This window comes from Gammaproteobacteria bacterium (assembly GCA_022340215.1).
In the GTDB taxonomy this organism is placed as follows: domain Bacteria; phylum Pseudomonadota; class Gammaproteobacteria; order JAJDOJ01; family JAJDOJ01; genus JAJDOJ01.
In genome coordinates this window covers 1-3,523 of the sequence record JAJDOJ010000171.1, presented here as the reverse complement: position 1 = coordinate 3,523, position 3,523 = coordinate 1, and the positions used below count along the sequence as shown (strand labels likewise).

3 protein-coding genes are annotated in these 3,523 nt (G+C 61.4%); 1 reads left to right on the top strand and 2 read right to left on the bottom strand.

Features of this window, described 5'->3' with window-relative positions:
- Positions 1 to 516: 516 nt before the first annotated feature.
- Both LJE91_12275 and LJE91_12270 read right to left on the bottom strand, forming a co-directional pair.
- Entirely contained in the window at positions 517 to 1,398 is an 882-nt protein-coding gene (locus LJE91_12275) for a YihY/virulence factor BrkB family protein (protein MCG6869464.1), read from the bottom strand.
- A 65-nt stretch (positions 1,399 to 1,463) separates the two neighbouring features.
- The gene (locus LJE91_12270; protein ID MCG6869463.1) at positions 1,464 to 1,925 is read right to left on the bottom strand and encodes an OsmC family protein; all 462 of its coding nucleotides are present in this window, start codon (positions 1,923 to 1,925) and stop codon (positions 1,464 to 1,466) included.
- A gap of 311 nt (positions 1,926 to 2,236) precedes the next feature.
- Here LJE91_12270 and LJE91_12265 point away from each other — a divergent pair.
- Positions 2,237 to 3,523 (top strand): hypothetical protein (locus LJE91_12265; GenBank protein ID MCG6869462.1); only part of this gene is annotated, 1,287 nt, incomplete at its 3' end.

Genomic DNA, 3,523 nt, shown 5'->3' with positions numbered 1-3,523 from the left:
TTTATTCCGTGCGGTGCGACGCTTGATCACCGGCTTACGCCAGCGGCCAAGGCCCCAACGAAACTCAAATCCCAAGAATTCAAAGGCGCCACTTGCTTTCCAGTTTATCGGACTGAACCGGATCAGGTTCGTTTTCTCTGCAGCAACCTCTAAGGCGATTGCCGGAAAATGACATACCAGATCGCGCCGGATTTTCGTTCGTCATCAAGGCGCGACAACAGGCGCATCGTCGAACTATGTAACGGTTGTCGCAACACAGAGGACGGACGAAAAGACAAGCAGGATGGTATGTCATTTGACAGAAATCGCCTAAGCAAAACGTGCCTAACCGGTTTCCGAGCACACCATAAAATCGCTCGGCATCCGGAAATCGGGGTCAGAACGGGAAGGAAGGGTCTCGCAATAAAACATTTCGGTCTGCACCCGACAACGGTAGGACGGGTAATTCATAGCCGAGTGTTATTATGCGAGACCTGACCCCATGCGTGCGGCGGGCCGACGTCGCGACCCGCAGCTTCAGGTTTGGAAGCCTGAATCCCGTTCCCGGGGCATACAGATGCGCTCGTACACCGCGATGACCTGTGCACCGAACAGGACGATCAGGGCCGCTACCTCGAATCCCACCAGGATCAGGATCATAGTCGCGAACGATCCGTAGATCACATTGACCACAGACACCGTGCTGAACCACCAGACCATGACATGCCGTGTCGCCTCCCACAGCACGGTCGCCGCCACCCCGCCGATCAGCGCATGGCGAAAGGCGATCTTGCCGACCGGCATGACCAGGTAGATGGAACTGAGCAGCAGCACCTCGCCGAGGATGCCGAAGACATAGACGATGGTCGCAGAGGTCTCGGCGAGCGATATGTCGAACCAGAGGAAGGGAATGACCCGCGTCTCGCTGCTGCCTAGCGCTGCGCTGACGATACTGACCGTCATCAGCCCGACGGTCAGCAGGACCATGTAGAAATAGGGCAGGATGGCCGAGACGAGAAAGCGCCTGCGCTGGATCGCCACCCGATGGTGGAAGATTACGCATATCGCGTTTTCCAGTGCGGTGAAGGCCATGGAACTGAAGAACAGCATCACCGCCAGCCCCACCACGCCGTGGAAATGCCAGTTGGCGAGATAGCGGCGAATCTGCTCCATGATCGCCTCCGACTGGTCCACCGTGATCAGATCGAGATAGGTATACAAGGTCGCGAGCAGCGTGTCCTGATCGACGAACTGCGAAAGCAGCAACAGGACGAGCGCCGCCATCGGCAGCACGGAAAGCATGGAGTAGTAGGCGACGGCACCCGAGAGGAGAATGCCCTGGTTGGCGCGAAACGCGGACACCACGTCGGCCAGGAACCCGATCGGGTTCAGGATCACCGCGCGCATGTGATGCGACATTAGGGTAGCGCTATTCTAATGCCCTAATACCCGAACCGTTCGGGCGCAACCGGCGTCACGCACGCTCATCCGTTCTCATGCAGCACCTCGCCCGCCGCGTCGCGCACCGTGACACCCACCGGAATCCCTTCCCTCAGGCTCGACGTCACGACGCAGAAGTCCTCAAACAGCGCCAGACAGCGCTTCATCTTGCCCGCCTCGGCCAGCGAATCGCAAACGGTCATGTCCACATCGATCCGCCCGATCCTGATGCGACCCTTTTCGTTTCGTTCCATCCGGCCGGTGACGTGCGTTACCACACTTTCACCCGGGACCTGTGACTTGGCGATGCAGAACATCAGGCTCGCGCTGAGACAGTTACCAGCCGCCGCGGCCACCAGGCGTGCCGCGTTGGGTCCCTGCTCTCGCCCGAGCGGGGCCGGCTCATCCACGAGCAGGGTCTCCGCATCGGCCCAGTCGAATGTGACGTTGAATTCGTAATCTCGAACGTGCTTCAGGACAATCTCGAACCTGTGTGCTTCGACCATGGCCTTCTCCCGTAGATGGATGATAATCGCGGCGTTGCGCCGGTATTTGCCCCGCAGCCCGCGAGGCAATCCGGACCACGGCCGGCTGAACCGTCTGGTTACCGGCATTGTCCGCGCTGACGCCGCCAACCACAAATTGTTTGGCTCTGCCGCTTACACGCAGCACGATTTCGTTCTACACTACGCCTGCGAATTTCCGGCCCAGACTGGAAATACAGAACAACAACCAGCACGAATCAACTGACTCGACTCTTGCATGATCGCAGTCCCGGCGACATCGTGACCCCGACTGCCAACCAAAGGAGATCCTAGTGTCCCAACGTCATCGTATCCCCTTGTTTCTGAGCGCGCTCCTGCTCGCATCGACGGCAGGCGCCGAAGACGCCGCCGGACCACAGGCGGGTCTCGTTTCCGTCGAGGCCGACGACGGACCGATGGTCTCGATACAGATCGCGGCCAGCGACGCCTCGGCGCCGGCGGATGAACCGGTCCCGGCCCCAATGTCCGCAGCGCAACCCCCGGCGGCTGCCACGCCGTTCCAGGCGCCTGCCCCTGAAGAGGCACCTGCCCCTGAAGAGGCACCTGCCGCCGCAGAGGCGTCTGCCCCCGCCCAGGCATCTGCTCCAGCACCGGCCGCCGCCCCCGGAGAAGAACCGTCCGCCGCCGAACAGGTCATGTCGGAACCCTCACTGTTGCCGGGTATCAGCTACGAAGAGGCACTCGAACAGATCGACGAATGGCAGGCCTACATCGCCAGTCAGCACGAGGCCATGAGGAAACAAGCCGAAGAACGTCGTGCCCTTCTGGAGAAGCGCCGCGAGGAGATGCTGAAGCAGGCGAAGGAACGTCAGGAGAAGATGATCGAGTACTACGATTCCATGTACAAGAAGGCACAGGAACGGCGTACATTCCTGGAAGAGAACCAGGACAATTTCATGAAGGAGGACCTCGAGCGTCAGAGCGGTCTGTCCGAGTATCACCAAGAGATGCTCAAGGCGACCGAGGAAAGGCGGGCGGAACTGGCCGCCAAGCGGGCCGAACTTGAAAACATGCCTCTGCAGGATATTCGTGCCTATCTGGCGCAGATCCGCAAGCAGACCCTGGAAGACGCCAAGTCGCTAGAGATGGAAGGCGTACGCGCACCGACCCCTCCCCCATGGCCGGACGCCCCCTCGTACGAGTCCCGGCAGGGCCAGGTTGGGCGACCCGGGCGCGGCTGGCAGAGCCCCCAGTACGGTCCCGGAGTGATGGACCACCCCATGATGGGTCCGGGCGGTATGGACTATCCCATGATGGGTCCCGGCGGCAGGGATTACCCCATGGGCCCGCCCACGGAACTGGGTAACCCACCGTTTGGCGACTGGGGTCCCCGGAGCGGCTTTCCCAAAGGCGGCTTCGGACGGCCTGGAATGAGGAACCCCGGAATGGGGAACCCGGGAATGGGTGGCCCCGGAATGGGTGGCCCCGGAATGGGTGGCCCCGGAATGGGTGGCCCCGGAATGGGTGGCCCCGGAATGGGTGGCCCCGGAATGGGAAGACCGGGACCGCAGTCCTCAATGACGCCGGGTAGCGCGATCGGGCAGGAGGCCGCCCCGCCA